The sequence below is a fragment of the Duganella caerulea genome, from assembly GCF_040362985.1.
GTDB lineage: Bacteria > Pseudomonadota > Gammaproteobacteria > Burkholderiales > Burkholderiaceae_D > Rugamonas > Rugamonas vulcania.
Window position 1 is genome coordinate 617,551 of sequence record NZ_BPWJ01000004.1, and the last position, 20,501, is coordinate 638,051.

At 66.4% G+C, this 20,501-nt stretch carries 19 protein-coding genes; 6 read left to right on the plus strand and 13 right to left on the minus strand.

The annotated features are described in order from the left end of the window. Nucleotides 1-71 precede the first annotated feature (71 nt). From ACUJB0_RS15600 to ACUJB0_RS15640, 9 genes are all read right to left on the minus strand, one after another. Nucleotides 72-2,996 carry a ribonucleoside-diphosphate reductase subunit alpha gene (locus ACUJB0_RS15600; protein WP_444846014.1) on the minus strand — a complete coding sequence of 975 codons (2,925 nt, stop codon included), beginning with the start codon at nt 2,994-2,996 and terminating at the stop codon, nt 72-74. A 268-nt stretch (nt 2,997-3,264) separates the two neighbouring features. Next, complete coding sequence (gene ampD / locus ACUJB0_RS15605; protein ID WP_444846015.1) at nt 3,265-3,900, minus strand: 1,6-anhydro-N-acetylmuramyl-L-alanine amidase AmpD; 636 nt, start codon at nt 3,898-3,900, stop codon at nt 3,265-3,267. Then, on the minus strand, nt 3,897-5,456 hold the full coding sequence (locus ACUJB0_RS15610) for a sigma-54-dependent transcriptional regulator (RefSeq protein ID WP_444846016.1): 1,560 nt from the start codon (nt 5,454-5,456) through the stop codon (nt 3,897-3,899). Before ACUJB0_RS15610 ends, ampD begins: the two co-directional genes overlap by 4 nt. A 12-nt stretch (nt 5,457-5,468) precedes the next feature. Beyond that, nucleotides 5,469-7,151, minus strand: a complete 1,683-nt coding sequence (locus ACUJB0_RS15615) for a sensor histidine kinase (RefSeq protein WP_444846017.1) — start codon at nt 7,149-7,151, stop codon at nt 5,469-5,471. 12 nt (nt 7,152-7,163) lie between these two features. Further along, nucleotides 7,164-7,448: a PP0621 family protein gene (locus ACUJB0_RS15620; protein WP_444846018.1), complete on the minus strand. Its 285-nt coding sequence runs from the start codon at nt 7,446-7,448 to the stop codon at nt 7,164-7,166. Then, complete coding sequence (locus ACUJB0_RS15625; protein ID WP_444846019.1) at nt 7,445-8,251, minus strand: cytochrome C assembly family protein; 807 nt, start codon at nt 8,249-8,251, stop codon at nt 7,445-7,447. Before ACUJB0_RS15625 ends, ACUJB0_RS15620 begins: the two co-directional genes overlap by 4 nt. 22 nt (nt 8,252-8,273) lie before the next feature. Then, complete coding sequence (locus tag ACUJB0_RS15630) at nt 8,274-9,071, minus strand: ABC transporter ATP-binding protein (protein WP_444846020.1); 798 nt, start codon at nt 9,069-9,071, stop codon at nt 8,274-8,276. Next, complete coding sequence (locus tag ACUJB0_RS15635) at nt 9,071-9,892, minus strand: ABC transporter permease (protein WP_444846021.1); 822 nt, start codon at nt 9,890-9,892, stop codon at nt 9,071-9,073. Before ACUJB0_RS15635 ends, ACUJB0_RS15630 begins: the two co-directional genes overlap by 1 nt. Beyond that, complete coding sequence (locus ACUJB0_RS15640) at nt 9,893-10,870, minus strand: ABC transporter substrate-binding protein (protein ID WP_444846022.1); 978 nt, start codon at nt 10,868-10,870, stop codon at nt 9,893-9,895. It abuts the gene before it with no gap. Between the two features lie 213 nt (nt 10,871-11,083). Here ACUJB0_RS15640 and ACUJB0_RS15645 point away from each other — a divergent pair, with 213 nt between their 5' ends. Both ACUJB0_RS15645 and ACUJB0_RS15650 read left to right on the plus strand, forming a co-directional pair. Continuing rightward, nucleotides 11,084-11,473, plus strand: a complete 390-nt coding sequence (locus ACUJB0_RS15645) for a hypothetical protein (protein ID WP_444846023.1) — start codon at nt 11,084-11,086, stop codon at nt 11,471-11,473. Then, nucleotides 11,377-13,251 (plus strand): NHL repeat-containing protein, encoded by a 1,875-nt coding sequence (locus ACUJB0_RS15650; RefSeq protein WP_444846024.1) that lies wholly within the window; start codon nt 11,377-11,379, stop codon nt 13,249-13,251. Before ACUJB0_RS15645 ends, ACUJB0_RS15650 begins: the two co-directional genes overlap by 97 nt. Nucleotide 13,252: 1 nt before the next feature. Here ACUJB0_RS15650 and ACUJB0_RS15655 read toward each other — a convergent pair whose 3' ends face one another. Then, on the minus strand, nt 13,253-13,996 hold the full coding sequence (locus ACUJB0_RS15655; protein WP_444846025.1) for a substrate-binding periplasmic protein: 744 nt from the start codon (nt 13,994-13,996) through the stop codon (nt 13,253-13,255). An 83-nt stretch (nt 13,997-14,079) separates the two neighbouring features. Here ACUJB0_RS15655 and ffh point away from each other — a divergent pair, with 83 nt between their 5' ends. Together ffh and ACUJB0_RS15665 are read left to right on the plus strand one after the other, a co-directional pair. Further along, nucleotides 14,080-15,447, plus strand: coding sequence for a signal recognition particle protein (gene ffh, locus ACUJB0_RS15660; protein WP_444846026.1), 1,368 nt, complete (start codon nt 14,080-14,082; stop codon nt 15,445-15,447). A 191-nt stretch (nt 15,448-15,638) separates the two neighbouring features. Continuing rightward, nucleotides 15,639-16,028, plus strand: a complete 390-nt coding sequence (locus ACUJB0_RS15665; RefSeq protein WP_117012092.1) for an SWIB/MDM2 domain-containing protein — start codon at nt 15,639-15,641, stop codon at nt 16,026-16,028. 137 nt (nt 16,029-16,165) lie between these two features. Here ACUJB0_RS15665 and ACUJB0_RS15670 read toward each other — a convergent pair whose 3' ends face one another. After that, nucleotides 16,166-16,747: a lytic transglycosylase domain-containing protein gene (locus ACUJB0_RS15670; protein WP_444846059.1), complete on the minus strand. Its 582-nt coding sequence runs from the start codon at nt 16,745-16,747 to the stop codon at nt 16,166-16,168. A gap of 11 nt (nt 16,748-16,758) precedes the next feature. Then, nucleotides 16,759-18,495 carry a proline--tRNA ligase gene (locus ACUJB0_RS15675; RefSeq protein ID WP_444846027.1) on the minus strand — a complete coding sequence of 579 codons (1,737 nt, stop codon included), beginning with the start codon at nt 18,493-18,495 and terminating at the stop codon, nt 16,759-16,761. 202 nt (nt 18,496-18,697) lie between these two features. On the opposite strand from ACUJB0_RS15675, the gene ACUJB0_RS15680 reads away from it, so the two are divergent. Further along, entirely contained in the window at nt 18,698-19,339 is a 642-nt protein-coding gene (locus ACUJB0_RS15680; RefSeq protein ID WP_444846028.1) for an RNA pyrophosphohydrolase, read from the plus strand. A gap of 54 nt (nt 19,340-19,393) precedes the next feature. On the opposite strand, the gene ACUJB0_RS15685 is transcribed toward ACUJB0_RS15680, so the two are convergent. Then, entirely contained in the window at nt 19,394-19,975 is a 582-nt protein-coding gene (locus tag ACUJB0_RS15685; RefSeq protein ID WP_444846029.1) for a malonic semialdehyde reductase, read from the minus strand. A gap of 72 nt (nt 19,976-20,047) precedes the next feature. Between ACUJB0_RS15685 and ACUJB0_RS15690 the strand changes: the two genes are divergently transcribed. Further along, complete coding sequence (locus ACUJB0_RS15690) at nt 20,048-20,473, plus strand: DUF1841 family protein (RefSeq protein ID WP_444846030.1); 426 nt, start codon at nt 20,048-20,050, stop codon at nt 20,471-20,473. Nucleotides 20,474-20,501: the final 28 nt, after the last annotated feature.

A 20,501-nucleotide genomic window follows, 5' to 3' on the forward strand; every position in this document is an offset into this window, starting at 1 on the left:
TTCGGTGTAAAAAGAACCGCCCGGACGGGCCGGGACGGTTCACTCTCTATATTAGTACGTTTGCCGCCCGCTTATTGGCAGGCTTCGCATTCCTCGAAACCGTCGTCGCCGGGACGCAGGTAGCAGGCGGCGCCCTCCTCGACCGCCGGCGCAGCGGCTGCCGCCGCCGGAGCCGACGCGGCCATGGCGCTGGCCGACATGCCGCCGTCCACGGCCACCGCGTTCAGCGCGCCGGTCTTGGAGGTCGATTTCTCCATGTGGGTGGCGGCGATGGTACGCAGGTAGTAGGTGGTTTTCAGGCCACGCAGCCATGCCAGCTTGTAGGTCTCGTCCAGCTTCTTGCCCGACGCGCCGGCCATGTAGATGTTCAGCGACTGCGCCTGGTCGATCCACTTCTGGCGGCGCGATGCGGCTTCCACCAGCCAGGTCGGCGACACTTCGAACGCGGTTGCATAAATGTCACGCAGGTCTTGCGGGATGCGGTCGATCTTGGCCAGCGAGCCGTCGAAGTACTTCAGGTCGGAGATCATCACCTCGTCCCACAGGTCGCGCGCCTTCAGGTCGCGCACCAGGTAGGCGTTGATCTCGGTGAACTCGCCCGACAGGTTGGACTTCACGTACAGGTTCTGGAAGGTCGGTTCGATGCAGGCCGACACGCCAATGATATTCGAAATGGTCGCGGTTGGAGCGATCGCCACGCAGTTCGAGTTACGCATGCCGAACTTCTTGATGCGGTCGCGCACCGGGGTCCAGTCCATGGCCGACGAGGTGTCCTGCTCCAGGTAGCCGCCGCGTTCTTCGGCCAACAGCTTGATCGAGTCCTGCGGCAGGATGCCACGATCCCACAGCGAGCCTTTGTACGACTGGTAGTGGCCACGTTCCTCGGCCAGTTCGGTCGAGGCCAGGTAGGCGTAGTAGCACACCGCTTCCATCGAGGTGTCGGCGAAGGACACGGCTTCGTTCGACGAGAACGGAATGCGCATCATGTGCAGGCAGTCCTGGAAGCCCATCACGCCCAGGCCCACCGGACGGTGACGCATATTGGCGTTGCGCGCTTTGTCGACGGCGTAGTAATTGATGTCGATCACATTGTCCAGCATGCGCATCGCGGTGCGGATGGTCTTCTTCAGCTTGACGTGATCCAGCTTGCCCTCTTTCATATGGGCCGGCATGTTGACCGAACCCAGGTTGCAGACGGCGATTTCGTCAGGACCGGTGTTCAGCGTGATCTCGGTGCACAGGTTGGAGCTGTGGACCATGCCCACGTGCGACTGCGGCGAACGGATGTTGCATGGGTCCTTGAACGTGATCCATGGATGGCCGGTTTCGAACAGCATCGACAGCATCTTGCGCCACAGGTCCAGCGCGGCGATCTTCTTGAACACGCGGATCTCGCCGGCGGCGGCCTTGGCTTCGTAGCCCAGGTAGGCTTTTTCGAAGGCCTTGCCGACCAGGTCGTGCAGGTCCGGGCAGTCCGATGGCGAGAACAGGGTCCACTCGCCCTTTTCCATCACGCGCTTCATGAACATGTCCGGGATCCAGTTGGCGGTGTTCATGTCGTGGGTGCGGCGGCGGTCGTCGCCGGTGTTCTTGCGCAGGTCCAGGAACTCTTCGATGTCCATGTGCCAGGTTTCCAGGTAGGCGCACACCGCGCCCTTGCGCTTGCCGCCCTGGTTGACCGCGACGGCGGTGTCGTTGACCACTTTCAGGAACGGCACCACGCCTTGCGATTTGCCGTTGGTGCCCTTGATGTGGGCGCCCAGCGCGCGCACCGGGGTCCAGTCGTTACCCAGGCCGCCGGCGAATTTCGCCAGCAGGGCGTTTTCCTTGATGGCGTCGTAGATGCCTTCCAGGTCGTCCGACACGGTGGTCAGGTAGCACGACGACAGCTGCGAGCGCAGGGTGCCCGAGTTGAACAGGGTCGGGGTCGACGACATGAAGTCGAAGGTCGACAGCAGGTTGTAGAACTCGATGGCGCGCGCTTCGCGGTCCGATTCGTTCAGGGCCAGGCCCATGGCGACGCGCATGTAGAACGCCTGCGGCATCTCGATGCGGACGTCGCGCACGTGCAGGAAGTAGCGGTCGTACAGGGTTTGCAGGCCGATGTAGCCGAACTGCAGGTCGCGGTCGGCGACCAGCGCCTTGGCCAGGCGGGCCAGGTCGAACTCGGCCAGCTTGGTGTCCAGCAGTTCGTTGGCGATGCCCTTGGCGATGTATTGCGGGAAGTAGGTCACGTATTCGGCGGCCGCGGCGCCCTGCGCCACTTCCTTGCCGAAGACTTCCTTGCGGATCGTGTGCAGCAGGATGCGGGCGGTCACTTGCGAGTAGGCCGGGTCTTTTTCCATCAGCGCGCGGGCGGCCAGGATGGCGGACTTGTGCAGCTCTTCGACCGGCACGCCGTCGTACAGGTTCTTCAGCGTCTCGGCCACGATGGCGTCGGCGTCGACGTGCTTTTCCAGGCCGATGCAGGCGGCGTTGATCAAGCCGGTGACGCGGTTCATGTCCAGCAGCTTGCGCTCGCCGTTTTCAACCACGTGGATTTGCGGCGCGTCGATGGTGGCGGCGGCGCCTTGCGCTTCCTTGGCGGCGCGGCGCTCTTCCATGTGCTTGGCGCGGTACAGCACGTAGGCGCGGGCGACATCGTGTTCGCCGGAGCGCATCAGCGCCAGTTCAACCTGGTCCTGCACGTCTTCGATGTGGAAGGTGCCGCCCGATGGCTGGCGGCGCACCAGGGCGGTGACCACGCTGGAGGTCAGCTGTTCTACCAATTCACGCACGCGCGCCGAAGCCGCGCCCTGACCACCGTTGACGGCCAAAAAGGCCTTGGTCATGGCGATCGCGATTTTCGACGGTTCAAACGCGACGACCGCGCCGTTACGGCGGATGATGCGGTAGTCACCGAGGTCGCTGGCGGCCGTGACCGGGCTGCTGGCGGTGCTCGCAGCGGCTGCTGGTACCAGCGCTGGATTGATGGTGATGTCTTGAGTAGATTGCATTTAAGCTCCCCGATAACAGCGTGCAGTCAGTGCTGCGCGACGTAATGTTGTATAAAAAAAGGCCAAAATGAAGCGGCCAGCCAAACCTGCCTGGCTGGTTAAACTGCAATAAAATGGGTGTTGGACTGGCCTTGGCGGCTTGTAAATAGTTTAAGAACCAGTGTCATGGGAACTACTATATCTAGTGATTGGTGTGAATCGATACACTGATTGTAGTGGTCAGATAATGGTAAGACAAGTGGAAATTTTGCCGTTTACGGCAATTTTTCTATTGACTTTGCGGGAGCCCTTTTGCGAAGCGCAATTCAGCGCTAGCGCCCACTAACGCGGGCTGGTCCAGTGCCTTTCGATTAAGCAGCGACTGCCAGGTTTTCCGATAAAATTCCCAATCAAACAACGGCCCCGGGTCGGTCTTGCGGCCCGGCGCGATGTGCTCGTGGCCCTGGACGTCGGCCAGCGGGTAGCGTCCCTGCAGCGCCACCGTCAGCTCGGCCAGCGCCTGGTACTGGGCCGGCTCGAAGCCGCTGCCGTCGGTGCCTTCCAGCTCGACGCCGATCGAATAGTCGTTGCACTTCTCCCGCCCGCGGAACGACGACAAGCCCGCGTGCCAGGCACGCTCGTTGGCAGAAACATACTGCATCACGCGGCCGTCGCGGCGGATGAAGAAGTGGCTCGACACCTTCAGCCCCCGCAGGTCGGCGAACGAGGGGTCAGTATTATAGTCCAAGCGGCCGGTGAACAGGTCGGAGACGTGCGGACCGCCGAAACGGCCGCCCGGCAGCGAGATGTTGTGGATGACCAGCAGCGTGATGTCGGCGGGGTCGGGGCGGCAGTCGGCGTGCGGGCTGTCGTAGCGGATCGCCGGCCGCCACCAGCCGTCCGCCCCCACTTCCGCGCGGCTCACGCCTCCGGCTCCTGGATGTTCAGCTTCTGCATCTGGTAGCGCAGCTGGCGGAAGCTGATGCCCAGCAGCTGGGCGGCCTGGGTGCGGTTGAACTGCGTCTGCGCCAGCGCGCGCAGGATGATGTCGCGCTCGATCTGGTTCAGGTAGTCGGGCAGGCTGCTGGGCAGCGCGTCGAGATGCGGCAGCGCGGCGGACGGCGCGGGGTCGGCATGGGCCGGGGCGGTTGTCGCTGCCGCTGCGGATGCCGGCGCCGAAGTCGATGCGGCAGCGGATGCCGCCTGCGCCGACGATGCGGGCGACGGCGGCGACGGCGGCACGGCCGACGCGGCGCCGTCGGCGGACTGCGACGCCGTCAGCGGCGCCGGCGCCTCGGCGTTGCGCGCGCCCTTCAGCGCCAGGTCGGCCACCTCGATCACGCCGTCGTTGGCGAAGGCCAGCGCGCGCTCCAGGATATTTTCCAGCTCTCGCACATTGCCGGGGAAGGAGTAGCCGCGCAGGGTCTCCAGCACGCCCTCGCCCAGCCGCACCTTGTGCTCGAAGGTGCCCAACCGCTCGAGGATGGCGGTGGTCAGCACGGCCAGGTCGTCGAGCCGTTCGCGCAGCGGCGGCAGACTCAATTCGATCACGTTCAGGCGGTAGAACAGGTCCTGCCGGAAGCTGCCCTGCTCCACGCACTGTTCCAGGTTCTTGTGGGTGGCGCTGATGATGCGCACATCGACCGGCTCCTCGGCGGTGGCGCCGATCTTGCGCACGCGCCGCTCCTGGATCGCCCGCAGCAGCTTGACCTGCATCGCCAGCGGCAGGTCGGCCACCTCGTCGAGCATCAGCGTGCCGCCGTTGGCCGCCTGGAAGAAGCCGTCGCGCTCATCGGCCGCGCCGGTGAAGGCGCCCTTGCGGTAGCCGAAGAACTCCGCCTCCATCAGCGCCTCGGGAATCGCGCCGCAGTTGACGGCGATGAAGGGCTTGCCCGCGCGCGAACTCTGGGCGTGGATCTCGCGCGCCGCCAGTTCCTTGCCGCTGCCCGATTCGCCGTTGATGGCGATCGGCGCCATCGAACGCGCCAGCCGGGCGATCTGCGCGCGCAGCGCCTGGATCACGGCCGACTCGCCTTTCAAGCGGCTGTCCAGCGGCGCGGCGCACGGCGCCTCGCCGGCCGGCGGCTCGGCGTTCAGCCGCAGCGCCGACTGGACCATCACCCGCAGCTGGTCCAGCGCCACCGGCTTGGAGATGTAATCGAAGGCCCCGGCCTTGAGCGCGATGACGGCGTTGTCGGCGCTGCCGAAAGCCGTCACCACCGCGATCGGCGTGTTCTTATATGCGGCACTCACCTCGCGCACCAGCTCCAGCCCCAGGCCGTCGGGCAGGCGCATGTCGGTCAGCACCAGCTGGTACTCGCGTTCGGCGTTGGCCAGCAGGCCGCGCGCCTGCGCCAGCGTGGCGGCGCTGTCGACGTCCAGGCCCATTTTCAGCAGGGTCAGTTCCAGCAGCTCGCGCAGGTCGGCCTCGTCGTCGACGACCAGCACGCGCGGGGCGCGTTGGGAACCTCTAGCAGTCATCAAACAGCCTTTCTACGTCTGCGCCGGTTGCGCGAAAGTGATCACGAAGCGCCCGCGCGAGCGGGGAGTCCCATCGGGGCTGTCTTTGATATCAAAACGATATTCGTAGTCCAACCGCGCTTCGTTATTCAAACACAATTCGCGCGCCAGATATAGTCCCAGGCCGGTCCCCTTGCTCGATGTGGTGTAAAACGGCTCAAACAGGTGGGCGCGCACCTCAGGCGAGATGCCGGGGCCGTCGTCCTGCACGTGCAGCTCCATCGGCCGCGCCTTCCCGCTCACCAGCTCCACGCGCACCGAGGCCGGCGCGCCGCTGGCGTAGCGCACCGCGTTGTTGAGCAGGTTGAGCACCACCTCGCGCAGGTGCAGCGCGTCGAAGCGCACCAGCGTGCCGGCCGACGCCGCGATGGCGATGATGTCGTGCGGCAGGCCGTGGGTGTCGACGAATTCGCTTTTCAGCTCGGCCAGGAAGACGTCCAGCGCCAGCGGCTCGCTGTGCGGCTGCACCTTGCGCGACAGCTGCAGGATGTCCTCGACCATGCGGTTGACCCGCGCCACGTTGTCGCCGACGATCTTCAGCAACCGCAGATGCACGGTGCTGTCGAGATCCTCGCCCAGCAGCGCGGTGGCGTGGCCGATGGCCGACAGCGGATTACGCACCTCGTGCGCGATGCTGGCCGTGAGCCGCCCCATCGACGCCAGCTTCAGTTGCTGCGCCTGATTCTCGATGCCGGTCACGTCCTGCAGGAAGATCACGCTGCGCTCCGTGCCCAGGCCGGCCGTGTCGACCGCCGCGAAGCGCACCTTCAAATGCGCGGCCAAGTCGCGCCGCGCGCTCCACGCGGCCGTCACATCGCGCAGCGCCACCTCGGCATACGGCTTGATGGTGACGTAGGCCGTGCTGCGCGCGGGGTCGGCGCGCCACTCGGCGTAGGCCTGCGCCAGCGGCGCCAGCGCGGCGGCGGCCGACAGCAGGAACGTCATCTCCGGCCCGACCATGCCCAGCATCTGCTGCGCCGCCGGATTGCCGGCGAAGACCTGGCCGTCCGGATCGACCACCAAAATGCCGTCGCCGACGTTGGCCATCACCAGCCGGTTGACCGCCTGCTGCACGGTGATCTCGACACCGCGCTGGATCGCCAGCTCCTCCTGGCCGATCAACCGGGCCGCCATGCGGTTGACCACCAGCACGGCGGCGAAGAAGGCCGCGCCGTACAGGCCCGCCTGCAGGTAGGGCTGCTCGCCCTCCATCATGAACACCTGCCAGGTCGACTCGGCCAGCATGAACAGCGCCACCAGCGCGGCGCAGAACAGCGACAGCATCAGCGGCGCCAGGATGGCCACGCCGGCCAGCGGGAACAAATAGAGGATGGCCAGCCCGCTGCGCAATCCGCCGCCGGCCAGGAACAGCAGCGAGATGACGGCCAGGTCGCAGGCCACCTGCGACAGCAGCTGCAGCAGGAAGCGGCGCTGCCAGTAGACCGCCGTCAGCGCGAACAGGATCGCCAGGCCAAAATAGACCAGGCAGATTTGCAGGTACAGATAGGGGCCGGAGGCGCGCAGGCCGTGGTTGTCAAAGCTCAGGTAGACCAGCAGCACCAGCGCGATCACCACGCGGGTGGCGTTGAGCGTCTGCAGCGAACGCCAGAAGGTAGCGCGCGATCCGGCCGACAAGGCTTGAAGGCGCGCGATCATGCGCGGGGAGGCCTAAACGCCAGGCAGCGTGGCGTGGGCCGCGCTGCAATAGTCGCGGCCGCGCGCCTGCACGGTTTCCGATGCGGGATAGAAGATGCCGCAGTGGGCGCATTGCAGCATGGTCTCGGCTTCGGCCACGGCCCTGGCCTCGGCCGCGGACTGGCCGGCGGCGCGGCCGGACGGCTGCCGCGGCTCGCGGAACTGCTGCTGGTGGCGCTTCTGCGCCTCGCGGATCTTGCTGCGGATGGCGAAGATCACCAGGAATACCAACGCCAGCCAAAAGATAATACGGCTCATGCCCAACCCTTATGCAAAACCACTTCAAACACAAAACGGCTGCCGACATAGGCCAGCAACAAGGTGGCGAAACCGGCCAGCGTGAAGCTCAGCGCGGTCTTGCCGCGCCAGCCGCGGAAACGGCGCCCCGCCAGCAGCGACGCGAACAGCACCCACGACATCATGGTGAACACCGATTTGTGGTCCCATTTGAGCGCCTGGCCGAACAGCTGTTCCGAGAACACGATCCCCGACAGCACCGTCAAACTGAGCAGGGTAAAGCCGATGCCGATCATGCGGAACAACAGCTTCTCCATGGTCAGCAGCGCCGGCAGCTGGTCCAGCGCGGAGGCCAGGAAGCCCTTGCGCTCGGTGCCCGCGTGCAGGCGCTTTTCCTGCAGCGCCATCAGCACCGCGTGGAAGGCGGCCACCGTCAGCGTGCTGTAGGCCAGCGTGGCGATGGCGATGTGCCAGCCGAACAGCGGCGACTTGCCCTCCAGCGCAATCACGCTGCCGGGGAAGCCGGCCTGCAGCGCGGCGGCCAGCGCCGCGTTCGGCATGACCAGGCGGCGCATGCCGTCCAGGCTGAAATTCTGGTTCTCGATCCAGTAGGCGCCGACCGACACCCACAGCGCCGACGACAGCATGGCCGCGAAGCCGATGCGGATGGCGCCGGCGCCGCCGGCCACCTCGGACCACAGGCCGGCGCCGTGCAGCAGCCAGGCGGCGGCGGTCACGGCGGAAATCAGCCCGGCACGGCGCGACGGCAGCGCCGCGCATAACAGGTACAGCGCGATGGCTGCCAAAAGTAGGATAGTCTGCATGTCCGGCAGTTTACACCATCGCTCAGTCGACGGCTGCCATGCGCAGCTCGTCGTTGTGATGGCGCTGCTGCTCCTCCATCACCAGTTGGCCCAGTTCGCGCTTGAGCGCGTTGAACTCGGCGGAGGCCGGATCGCGCAAGCGCGGCAGTTCGACCATCAGGTCGCGCTTGACGGTGCCGGGACGGTAGGTCATCACCACGATGCGGTCGGCCAGGTAGATCGCCTCCTCGATGCTGTGGGTGACGAAGATGATGGTCTTCTTCAGCTCGGCCCAGATGCGCAGCAGCTCGTCCTGCAGGTTGCGGCGGGTCAGCGCGTCCAGCGCGCCGAACGGCTCGTCCATCAGCATGATCGGCGAATCGAGCGCCAGCACGCGGGCGATCGCCACCCGCTGGCGCATGCCGCCCGACAGGTCCTTGGGGAAGCGGTGCTTGAAGTCGCCCAGCGACAGCATCGCCAGCAGCTGGTCCACCTTGGCGGTGATCTGCGCCTGCGGCATGCCCTTGATCTCCAGGCCGAAGGCGATGTTCTTTTCCACCGTCATCCAGGGGAACAGCGCGTATTCCTGGAACACCATGCCGCGCTCGGGGCCGGGCGCGCGCACTTCCTTGCCGTCGGCCAGGATGCGGCCGGAACTCGGCGGCGCGAAGCCGGCGATGGCGTTGAGCAGCGTGGACTTGCCGCAGCCCGAGGGCCCCAGCAGGCAGACGAACTGGCCCTGCGGGATCTCCAGGTCGATGTCCTTGAGCGCCACCAGCTGGCGCTCGGCGGTCTGGAACACCTTGCTGACGTTGGCGACAACGATGTGATGAGGGTTCATCAGTTCTCCAGGCCGCGGTGCCAGCGCAGCAGATGGTTGTTCAGTTTATTGACGGCGGTGTCGATGATCAGGCCGATCAGGCCGATGGTGATCATGCCGGCCATGATCTTGTCCGACCAGAAGTACTCGCGCGCCTCCAGGATGCGGAAGCCCAGGCCGTTGTTCACGGCGATCATCTCGGACACGATCACCACGATGAAGGCGGTGCCGATGCCGATCCGCACGCCCGACAGGATATACGGCACGGCGGCCGGCAGGATCACGCGCACGAACAGCGTGGCGCCGCTGGCGCCGAGGTTGCGCGCGGCGCGCAGGTAGATGCTGTCGACCTGGCGCACGCCGGCGATCGTGTTCATCAGCACCGGGAAGAAGGCGCCCAGCACGATCAGGAAGATGGCCGGCGGATTGCCCAGGCCGAACCACAGGATCGACAGCGGGATGTAGGCGATCGGCGGAATCGGCCGCAGCAGCTGCATCAGCGGGTTGAGCCAAGCGTACACGGTCTGGCTGGCGCCCATCACCAGCCCGAGCGGCAGCGCCAGCGCGGCGCCGATGGCGAAGCCGACCAGCACGCGGTACAGGCTGCCGAGGGCGTCGACGATCAGCTCGCCCGACACGGCCCACAGCAGCCAGCTGCCCTGCTCCGGGCTGTACGGCTGCACCGGCAGCAGATAGGCGATCCAGCGTTCCAGCACCGCCAGCGGCGACGGCAGCATCTGCGGATTGACCCAGCCCTTCATCGACACCAGCTGCCACACGCCGATCACCAGCGCCGGCACGATCAGGCCGACGCCCGCCTCCTTCGCGTTGAACTTGGCCATTTACTTGACGCCCAGGCTTTTCTTGGCGGCGTCCAGCAGGTCGGTCTTGACCCATTCCTTGGCGGCGGGCGGCTTGCTCATGCGGCCGACGCCGGTCTTGAACATGACATCCGTGGTGACCTGGATGTGCTCGGGCGTGATGTCGTACGAATACGGCGAATTGCCGATCGCGTCGTTGAAGTCTTCCTTGGTGATCTGGCCCTTGAACACGGTCTCGCGCACATACTTCTCGGCCACGGCCGGCTGGTCGATGAAGGTCTTGGTGGCCTCGACGAAGCAGCGCATGAACTTCTCGGCCAGCGGCCGCTTCTCTTTATAGAACTTCTCGGTCATGACCATCGTGCGCACCGGCTCGCCGATCGGGGTGTCGTAGGGCTTGAGGATCTCGTTGCCGTAGCCCTTGTTGATCGACTGCGACGACTGCGGCTCGGAGTTCATCATGGCGTCGATGTTCTTGCCCAGCAGCGCCTGGTTCAAATCGGCGTAGGCCAGGTAGATCAGCTGCACGTCCTTGCCAGGCTGGTCGGACGCGCTCAGGCCGGCCTGCTGCAGCTCGGCCAGCAGCAGCACCTCCTGGATGCCGCCGCGCGTGACGCCGACCTTTTTGCCCTTCAAGTCCTTGACGCTTTTCATCTTGAGGTCGGCGCGGCCCACCAGGCGCGCGCCGCCCTTGGCGAAGCCGGCCACCACGTAGATCGGCGCGCCGCTGGCACGGCCGGAGATGGCGGCCTCGGACGCCGTGGTGCCGACGTCGATCTCGCCGGCGATAATCCCCTGCATCACGTCCAGGCCCTTGGCGAACACCCGCTCCTCGACCTTGATGCCGCACTTGGGGGCGATCTCCTTGATGTAGGAAACCGCGCCGTAGTGGGCGAACTTCAGGTTGCCCAGGCGGACCACCTCCTGCGCGGACGCCGCGCCGGCGGCGGCCAGCATGGCGGCGATGGTCAAGGTCTTGCCGATGGCGTTCAATTTCATCCGTCTCTCCTGTCGTGTGTGGTGGCACTTTAATGTGTGCAGATCATACCAAGCCGGCGGTGACTTGCCTATCGCCGCGCCGCCCCCGGCCTGGCCGGGCACGCCGGGCGGAACAACCGCCGTGACAATGTGCGCATTTATTCCCCAGCTTTCCGTGGAATAATATATTTTCAATATTGCCTAAATAATTAACACGGTTCCCGAAAGGCCAACTTGAATCCCATCCTCCGCCCCGCCCTCCAGTGCGCCACCGCGCTCGCCCTCATCACGCTGACTGCCTGCGGCGGCGGATCTTCGCCCGCCTCCAACGTCACGGCCGCCGGCCCGGGCACCGATCCCGCTGCGCCGGCAACGCCGCCGGCCGCCTCCGCGCTGACCATGGTCGTCGCGTCGGCGCATGTGGTCGCCGGCATGCCGTTGGTGCAGGTCACCACCGGCACGCCGGTTCCGCTGAGCGTCACGCTCAACGGCGCCGGCACCGTCAGCTGGACGCTGGCGCCGGCAGCTTGTCGGCCGCCCGCGGCAACAGCATCAACTACCTACCGCCGGCGCGCATCAACGCCGCCAGCGTGGTCACGATCACCGCCACTTCCGGCAGCGTGAGCCAGAGCGTCACGCTCTCCCTGCAGCCCGACCCGGCGCTGGCCGGCCTGACGCTGACGGCCGGCACCATCGGCGGCCACTTCATCCTCGACGGCCAGGGCGGCGAGGCCCGCTTCGACCTGATCGCCGACATGGCGGTCGACAGCGACGGCAACACCTACGTGGCCGACAGCCGCCCGGGCGCCCCGAGCGCGGTGCGCCTGCTGGCCAGGGACGGCAACGTCACCACGCTGACGGCCGCCGTCAACGGCCACGCCGACGGCGACCGCGCCCACGCGCGGGTGGAAAGCGTCGGCGCGCTGGCGGCCTGCGGCAACGGCAAGCTGTACCTGCTCGACCGCGGCGCGCAGGCAAGCTACCTGCGCACGCTGGCCAAGGACGGCGCCATCGCCACCGTCGCCACGCTGCCGGCGGCCTACGCCGCCGCGCGCCGCGTGTTCTGCGACGACAGCGGCGCGGTCTACCTGGCCGCGGCCGCCGCGCTGGGCAAGCTGGGCACGGACGGCAGCGTGAAAGACGTGGCCGGCCCGTCGACCGCCATGGGCTATCTGGTGGACCGTCACGGCAGCATCTATTACTACGACAGCAGCGTCTACGCCAGCCAGGCGCACACCAGCATCTACAAGCGCACGGCGGCGGGCGCGGTCAGCGCCGTGGTCAAGATCGACCCGATGGCCAGCGCGGACGGCCCGGTCGCCAGCGGCGGCGTCTCCCAGCCCGACAGCCTGGCGCTCGACGCCGACGACAACCTGCTGCTGATCGACCGCGACCTGTCCGCCGGCGGCACCGGTTACCGCGTGCGCAAGATCGCCGGGGACGCGATCAGCACCATCTACCGCGGCGCTTCGCTGGGCAACTACCTGCGGCAAAACAACGACCTGCCCGGCCAGCTGCGCGTGGCGGCCGACGGCAGCCTGCTGCTGTCCTACGACAGCATCGTCAACCGCATCAGCGGCGGCAAGCTGGCGCCACTGGCCGGCCTGAACGACGACACCGAAGACCGCTCGATCGACGGCCAGGGCGGCGCGGCGCGCTACTACCAGCCGGGCGGCCTGGCCGCCGACAGCGCCGGCAACGTCTATTCGATCGAGGGCGCGGACGATCCCAACCCGGCCAGTTATATGGGCAGCCGCGTCATCGTCCGCAAGACCACGCCTTCCGGCGCCGTCAGCAAGCTGGCCATGGCCAGCACGCCGTTCAGCGCCCGCGCCGGCGGCCTGGCGCTGGCGCGGGACGGCAGCCTGTACGTCACCCTGCTCGGCAACAACCGCACGCCGACCGCGCAGGGCGCGGTGTACCGCCTGGTGGCGGGCCAGCTGCAACTGCTGGCCGGCACCATCGACAACAGCAGCACCAGCCCGCCCGCCAGCGTCGACGGCGCCGGCGCGGCGGCCCGTTTCGCCTGGCCGCTGTTGAACGGCGTCGACGCCGACGGCAACCTGTACGTGACCGACCGCGACGCCGCCGGCGCCCCGGCCGCCTACCGCAAGGTCACGCCGCTGGGCGTGGTCAGCACCATCGCGGCCATCCCGCGCAGCGTGCTGGCGGCGCCGGACGGCTATGTCTACAGCGCCGACGCGGCGCAGGGCGTGATCTGGCGCACCGCCGCCGACGGCAGCCGCGGCGTGGTGGCCGGCGTGGCGGGCCTGCCGTCGCAGGGCACGGTGCTGGGCGCGCTGCCGGCCCGGCTGGACCGTCCGAGCGGCATCGTGCCGACCGGGCCGCACAGCTTTGCGGTGTCGGCCGGCGGCGCCCTGCTGCGCCTGGTGCTGCCGTAGCCTAGTCCTTCAGGTACTTGTCGTAGATGGCACGGTAGCGGCCGCTCTTGTGCAGCTGCGCCAGGCCGGCGTTGAAGTCGTCGCGGATGGCGGCGTCGCGAAACACCGGGCGGTAGTCGTCGGGGTTGGCGTGCACGAAGCTGTGCTCGTCCACCGCCGGCATCACAAAGCCTGGCTGGCGCTTCTGCAACAGGCGCGTGTAGTACTGGAAGATGATGCGGTCGCTCAGCACGACCTCGTAGCGGCCCAGCGCCAGCAGCTGCGGCTGCACCTCCTGGCGGTTGCTCTCGACATAGTCGCGGCTGTGGACCAGCGGCTGCAGCCAGCCCGGGTAGCGCGCGGCCGCGCCGACAAAGGCGTTCACGCTGTGGCCCTGCAGGTCCTGCGGCGTGCGGATCCGCAGTTTGCGGCTGGCCAGCGTGTAAAACACATTGTCGTAGACCACCGGCGCCACGCCGTAGTGGCCGCCTTCGCGCGCCATGTCCTCGCCGACGTCCATCATGATCGCGTCCACCGTGCGCGCCTTGAACGCCAGCGGAATCCGGCCCATCGGCAGGTAGCGCGCCTGCAGCACGTGACCGCGGTAGGCCAGCGCCGCGCGCACCACCTCCACCTCGATGCCGGCATCCTGGCCCGCTAATATAAAGGGTGGCAGATTGTCGCCGAAGGCCATGCTGACCGTGGCGGCGCCGGCCGGCCCGGCCAGCGCCAGCGCTATCGATGCGAGGACGTGTGCTGTGTTCATGCGATAAATGATAACAGGGCCGCCGGTGCCCGCGGCCGGTCCGATGGGGTAAAATGGCGGCCACTGTTCATTCCGGGTTCATCATGCTAGACAATCTTACCCAACGCCTTGCCAAGGTCGTTAAAACCATGCGCGGCGAGGCCCGCCTGACCGAGGCCAACACCGCCGAGATGCTGCGCGAAGTGCGCCTGGCGCTGCTCGAGGCCGACGTCGCCCTGCCGGCCGTGCGCGAATTCATCGCCAAGGTCAAGGAAAAGGCCCTGGGCGAGGAAGTGATCTCCTCGCTGACGCCGGGCCAGGCCCTGGTGGGCGTGGTGCAGCGCGAGCTGGCCGCCATCATGGGCGCCGACCTCGGCCCCGAGGCCGCGCAGCTGAGCTTTGCCCAGCAGCCGCCGGCGATCATCCTGATGGCCGGCCTGCAGGGTGTGGGTAAAACCACCACCGTCGGCAAGCTGGCCAAGTACCTCAAGGAAGAAAAGAAAAAGAAAGTGCTGACCGTCTCGGCCGACGTCTACCGTCCCGCCGCGATCGCCCAGCTGCAATCGGTGACCGCCCAGGTCGGCGCCGACTTCTTCCCGTCCACCGCGCAGGACAAGCCGGTCGAGATCGCGCTGGCCGCGCTGGACTGGGCTAAAAAACATTACCACGACGTGCTGATCATCGACACCGCCGGCCGCCTCGGCATCGACGAGCAGATGATGCAGGAGATCGCCGCCGTGCACGCGGCGGTCAAGCCGATCGAGACGCTGTTCGTGGTCGACGCCATGCTGGGCCAGGACGCCATCAACACCGCCAAGGCCTTCAACGACGCGCTGCCGCTGACCGGCATCGTGCTCACCAAGCTGGACGGCGACTCGCGCGGCGGCGCCGCGCTGTCGGTGCGCCACATCACCGGCAAGCCGATCAAGTTTGCCGGCGTGTCGGAAAAGCTGGACGGCCTGGAGGCGTTCGACCCGGCCCGCATGGCCAACCGCGTGCTGGGCATGGGCGACATCATGGCGCTGGTGGAAGAGGCGCGCAAGGGCGTCGACAGCAAGGCCGCGGCCGAGCTGGCGGCCAAGGTCAAGTCCGGCGGCAAGTTCGACATGAACGACTTCAAGGCCCAGCTGGGCCAGATGAAGAAGATGGGCGGCATGGCCAGCCTGGTCGACAAGCTGCCGGCGCAGTTCCAGCAGGCCGCCGGCGGCGCCAACATGGACCAGGCCGACAAGCAGGTGCGGCGCATGGTCGGCATCATCGACTCGATGACGCCGCAGGAACGCGCCAAGCCCGAGCTGATCAAGGCCACCCGCAAGCGCCGCATCGCGGCCGGCGCCGGCGTGCAGGTGCAGGAGGTCAACCGCATGCTGACCCAGTTCGAGCAGATGCAGACCATGATGAAAAAGCTCTCGGGCGGCGGCATGATGAAGATGATGCGCTCGATGAAGGGCATGATGCCGGGCATGCGCTAAGTCGGGTCGCGGCCCCGCCGGCACAGGGAAAAGCGCGCCGCCACGGTGCGCCGCCCCGCGAAAGCCCGTGTTTACGTGGTGTTTCCGGGAAAAAACGCGAAAAACACTTGCATACTCGGTAAATCACCACCAATATTAGCCGGTGCGATCAATTGCGCAATTTTCCATGTGTTCGTTAAGGAGGCTCGAAGATGGCAACAGCCAAAAAAACCCCAGCAGCAGCACCAGCTAAGAAAGCCGCCGCGAAACCGGCAGCCGCTAAGAAGGCAGCACCCGCAAAAGCAGCAGCCAAGCCAGCAGTGAAAAAAGCAGCCGCTCCGGCCGCTCCGCGCAAACCGAACGCCGCCTTCATGAAAGCGATGACCCCATCGGCCACCCTGGCCGCCGTGGTTGGCGCCGCCCCGCTGCCACGCACCGAAGTCACCAAAAAAGTCTGGGATTACATCAAAAAGCTCGACCTGCAGGATCCGGCCAACCGCCGCATGATCAATGCCGACGACAAGCTGAAAGCTGTATTCGGCGGCAAAGCCCAAGTGTCCATGTTCGAAATGACCAAGCTCATTTCCGACCACCTGAAATAAGCGCAGCGGCCAGTACAGCCGCGCCGGGATGCCGTCCTCGCTCACGCGACGACGGCATTTTTTATGCCCGCGTTTTATGCCCGAGAACGCCCGCTACGGCAGGGGCCGTGTCCGAATGTCAGACTTGACCCCATTTTTTACTTCCAGTTGTTCCAGGCCGAGAGCACGGCGTTCGGGTATTCGGGCCGGCCGCGGCTGCCGTTGTAGCGGCCCAGCGCCAGGTACAGGTTGCCCGCCTCCATGTCGATGTACATGCGCAGGATGGCGCAGCCGTAGCGCAGGTTGGTCTGCATGTTGAACAGGGCGCTGCGGTTGCGGTCGCCGATCACGTTGGTCCAGAACGGCATCACCTGCATGTAGCCGCGCGCGCCCACCATCGATACCGCGTACTTGCGGTAGGCCGATTCCACCTGGATCAGCCCCAGCACCATGCCCGGCTCCAGCCCGGCGCGCCGCGCCTCGTACCACACGGTGGCCAGGAACTCGTTGCGGGTCTGCGCGTCGGGCAGCTTGCGCTGCAGCCGCGCCGACGCCTGCGCCAGCCAGCCCTGGTAGCGCTGGCGCTCGGCCTCGCTGCGGAAGGTCGGCTGCGGCGGGGTCGCATCCTTGATGGCGTTGGCCAGCGCCAGCCGCACCGAGTCGGCCAGCGCTTCCTCTTTCTGGTTGCCGGCGTGGGCGGCACCGGCCAGCGCCAGCGCCACCGCACACCCGGCCAGCATGCGCTTCACGATCACGCCGCCATTTTGCCTTTGATGAAGCTGACGATGTCGGCCACCGGCACGGCGGTCGCTTCGGTGTCGCGGCGGCCCTGGTATTCCAGGTTGCCTTCCTTCAGGCCGCGCTCGCCGATCACCACGCGGTGCGGCACGCCGATCAGCTCCCAGTCGGCGAACATGCCGCCCGGACGCAGGCCGCGGTCGTCGAGGATGACGTCGATGCCGGCCGCCTGCGCGTCGGCGTACAGCTGCTCGGTCGCTTCCTTGACCGCCTCGCTGCGGTCCATGCCCATCGGGCACAACACCAGCTCGAACGGCGCCAGCGAGGCCGGCCAGATGATGCCCTTGTCGTCGAAGTTCTGCTCGATCGCCGCGCCCAGGATGCGGGTCACGCCGATGCCGTAACAACCCATCTGCAGCGGCGCCGGCTTGCCGTTCTCGTCGAGGAAGGTGGCCTTCATCGATTCCGAGTACGCGGTGCCGAGCTGGAACACGTGGCCCACCTCGATGCCGCGCTCGATCGCCAGCACGCCCTTGCCGTCCGGCGAGGCGTCGCCCGCCACCACGTTGCGCAGGTCGGCCACGATGGTCGGCTCGGCCATGTCGCGGCCCCAGTTGGCGCCGGTGTAGTGGTAGCCGGCGTCGTTGGCGCCGCACACAAAGTCCGCCATGTTGGCGACCGTGCGGTCGGCCACCACGGTGACCAGCGCCTTGGTGCCGATCGGGCCCAGGTAGCCCGGCACGCAGCCGTACACTTCCAGGATCTCGGCCTCGGTCGAGAAGCGGTGCGCCGCCAGGCCCGGCACCTTGCCGACCTTGACTTCGTTCAGTTCATGGTCGCCGCGCAGCAGCAACATGAAATACTGTTTAGCCAGTTTGCCGTCGGTCTCGGTCTCCACCGTCAGCGCGATGGTCTTGACGGTCCGCGCCAGGTCCAGCTTGAGCAGCTCGGCCACGGCCTCGCACTTGGTGGCGTCCGGCGTGGACGTCTTGGTCAGCGCCTGGGCGGCGGCCGGACGGGCGGCGGCCAGCGGCAGCGCCTCGGCCGCCTCCATGTTGGCCGCGTAGTCGGAAGTCTCGCAGTACACGATGGCGTCCTCGCCGGTGCTGGCGATGACGTGGAATTCATGCGATCCGGTGCCGCCGATGGCGCCGTTGTCGGCCGCCACCGCGCGGAACTTCAGGCCGAAGCGGGTGAAGATCGCCACGTAGGCGTCGAACATGACCTTGTACGAGGCCTGCATGCCGGCCAGGTCGCGGTCGAACGAGTAGGCGTCCTTCATGGTGAACTCGCGGCCGCGCATCAGGCCGAAACGGGGACGGCGCTCGTCGCGGAACTTGGTCTGAATGTGGTAAAAATTCAACGGAAGCTGCCGGTAGGATTTAATTTCCGACCGCACCACATCGGTGATGACTTCCTCGGACGTCGGCTGGATCGCGAAATCGCGGCCGTGGCGGTCCTTCACGCGCATCAGTTCCGGGCCCATCTTGTCCCAGCGCCCGGTCTCCTGCCACAGCTCGGCCGGCTGCACCAACGGCATCAGCAGCTCAATGGCGGCGGCCTTGTTCATCTCCTCGCGGATGATGGCCTCGACCTTGCGGATGATCCGCAGGCCCATCGGCATGTAGGTGTAGATGCCCGAACCGAGGCGTTTGATCATCCCGGCGCGCATCATTAACTGGTGGCTGACGATCTCGGCGTCGGACGGAGCTTCTTTAAGCGTGGAAATAAAAAATCGTGAGGCGCGCATACGGTGAATTCTTTTTAAAAAGAGAGAGTTATAATCAACCTAATTTTAAAGGATTAGCTGGCTGATGCGTCCATACTTTATACAAATGCGTTCAATTGATGCCTCTTCGGCCGTTTTCGTACCCCGAAAACCCAGCCGTAGCGCGGTTTTGTGGGCAAAAATATAAGCAGGGAGCTCGGTCGCAGAAAGTTTGAGGTGCAATATGCTCGATCGTGAAGGGTTTCGGCCCAACGTCGGCATCATCCTGCTGAACGCCCAGAACGAGGTGTGGTGGGGCAAGCGGGTGCGCGAGCACTCATGGCAATTTCCGCAAGGCGGCATCAAATATGGGGAAACGCCGGAACAGGCGATGTACCGGGAGCTGGAAGAGGAAATCGGATTACGGGCGGAACATGTCAAGATCGTCGGCCGCACGCGCGACTGGTTGCGCTACGAGGTGCCCGACCACTTCATCAAGCGGGAGATCCGCGGCCACTACCGCGGCCAGAAGCAGATTTGGTTCCTGTTGCGCATGTGCGCGCGCGACAACGACGTCAACCTGCGCCTGACCGACCATCCCGAGTTCGACGCCTGGCGCTGGCACGACTACTGGGTGCCGCTGGACGTGGTGATCGAATTCAAGCGCGAGGTCTACCAGCGCGCGCTGCAGGAGCTGTCGCGCTTCCTGACCTGGCCGGCCAACGGCCACGAGCGGCGCCACCACGGTTCGCGCTATCTGCGCCAGCCGCATCCGCCGCGCCCGGCGGCCGAGGCAACGGCGGCGCCCTGCGGCACCACGGGGCCGGCCGAGGCGGCGCCGGCTGAAGCGCCGCCGGCCACCGAGCCGCAAAAGAAGATCGGCTAAACAAAAACGGGACAGTCTGACTGTCCCGTTTTTTTATGGGCGCGCCGCGGCCCCTCACTCGATGCGGCAAGCCTCGGCAAACGCCAGGCGCGGCGCGCGCGGACGCAGCTTGGCGATGTCGCCGTAGCCCAGGTTGCACAGGAAGTTGGACTTGACCGGCGTGCCGGCAAAGAAGGCCGCGTCCACCTTGGCGTTGTCGAAGCCGGACATCGGCCCGCAGTCGAGGCCGATCGCGCGCGCCGCCAGGATCAGATAGCCGCCCTGCAGCGAGGAATTGCGGAAGGCGGTGGACTGGATCGCCGCGTCGTTGCCGGCGAACCAGGAGCGGGCGTCCACCGCCGGCGACAGCTGCGGCAGCTTTTCGTAGAACTCCATGTCCATGCCGATGATCACGGTGACCGGCGCCGCCATGGTCTTGTCGGCGTTGCCGGCCGACAGCGCCGGCAGCAGCCGCGCCTTGGCCTCCGGCGAGCGCACGAACACCAGCCGCGCCGGCGAACCATTGGCCGAGGTCGGCGCCCATTTCATCAGCTCGTACAGCTGCTCGAGCTGGGCGTCGCTGATGGCGCGATCCTGCCAGCCGTTGTGGGTGCGGGCGTTGTGGAACAGGGTGTCGAGGGCGGTCTGGTCGAGCATGGGGTGATCCTTCAAGGTTGAGAAAATACGGTGGTGGCGGTGCGCATTGTGGCCAGCGGGTACAATGGCGCCATGTTTAATCCATCTTCCGACGACGTGCGCCGCTTCTTTTGCGAGGTCTACCGCAAGCAGCGCGCCAACGAGATCCTGACGCCGCTAGAAACCATGGCGGGCGACTGGGTGCGCCACCATCCCGAATACCACGACCTGCTGGCCGACGTCGAGCACGCGCTCACGCGCGACTACTCGGTGGGCGGCGCGCAGGCCAATCCGTTTTTACACTTGTCGATGCACCTGTCGATCGACGAGCAGATCTCGATCGACCAGCCGCGCGGCATCCGCGACGCCGCCACCGCGCTCACGCTCAAGCTCGACGACGCGCACGCGGCGCAGCATGAAATCATGGAGTGTCTGGGCGAGATGATCTGGACCGCCCAGCGCAACGGCACGCCGCCGGACGGCGGCGCCTACATCGAGGCGATCAGGCGCCGCCTCTGAACAGCTGGGGTCGTGTCCGAATGTCAGA